The organism is Clostridium sp. BSD9I1 (genome assembly GCF_900185645.1).
GTDB lineage: Bacteria > Bacillota > Clostridia > Clostridiales > Clostridiaceae > Clostridium_AK.
In genome coordinates, this window is record NZ_FYAM01000022.1 from 1 (window position 1) to 1,095 (window position 1,095).

Sequence of the window (1,095 nt, forward strand, 5' to 3'; positions counted from 1 at the left end):
TCTCAATTTAAAAGTTTAATCTGTTTCGCTCATCGCGTTTCTTAACATTTAACTGTTAAGTAATTGACTGGTTTCTATTCTCTGTTCAATTTTCAAAGACCCTGTCGCTCCAAGCGACTTTTATATAGTATCATTTTTATTTAAACTTGTCAACTACTTTTTTTAATTTCATTAACAGTTTACTAATCTATGCTGCTTGAAACAGCTTCATTATATTAACACACAATCTAAAATTTAGTCAAGTAATAAATTGAAATTTATTAACATATTTTATTTTAGCTTGTCTTACTGTTTGTTGTTTGTCACTTATCTCAGCAACGAATGTTATCTTACCATGATTAAACTTATATACTATTACTTCTAATCTTTATCAGAACTAATTAGCTATAACATACTTGATTGTTATCTATTATGCTGTAGATATTGCATATTGACACACGTGATGCGGTTTATATAAATTTCAGTAAAATAAAAAGGTAACCTCCTATACTAATTTAATAAATAATATAGATATTTACCTTACTTGGATATATATTAAATTATATCAATATATAATCTATATTGCAAAACTATCAACATGCTATTTAAAAGATATACACAATACTCACAAAGTTTTGCTAAAATATAAAAAAGCTAAGTATAATACTATACTTAGCTTTTGGTGGCTGGACCAGGAATCGAACCAGGGACACGAGGATTTTCAGTCCTCTGCTCTACCGACTGAGCTATCCAGCCATATATTTATCTGGCAACGACCTACTCTCCCACCGGGCCTCCCCGGCAGTACCATTGGCGCTTTGAAGCTTAACCTTCGTGTTCGGAATGGGTACGGGTGTTACCTTCAAGCCATAATCACCAGATGCTCTAGCTCTTAAAATCTTCGATTTTCTAGAGATAGAGTACTCATCAGCTACGCTGAAGAGTTTCATTAGAGAGTTGTTCTCTCAAAATTGCACAGAGTAATAAATTAGATCAAGCCCTCGACCTATTAGTATCAGTCAGCTGAATGCATTACTGCACTTACACCTCTGACCTATCAACCTTGTGTTCTTCAAGGGGTCTTACTAGCTTACGCTATGGGAAATCTCATCTTGA

At 33.3% G+C, this 1,095-nt stretch carries 1 tRNA gene and 2 rRNA genes; all 3 read right to left on the bottom strand.

Going from position 1 to position 1,095, the window contains the following annotated elements:
* Positions 1-659: 659 nt before the first annotated feature.
* Positions 660-735, bottom strand: a tRNA-Phe gene (locus BSD9I1_RS07375).
* 8 nt (positions 736-743) lie between these two features.
* Positions 744-860 (bottom strand): 5S ribosomal RNA (gene rrf, locus BSD9I1_RS07380).
* A gap of 108 nt (positions 861-968) precedes the next feature.
* Positions 969-1,095, bottom strand: a 23S ribosomal RNA gene (locus BSD9I1_RS07385); the annotation flags it as partial.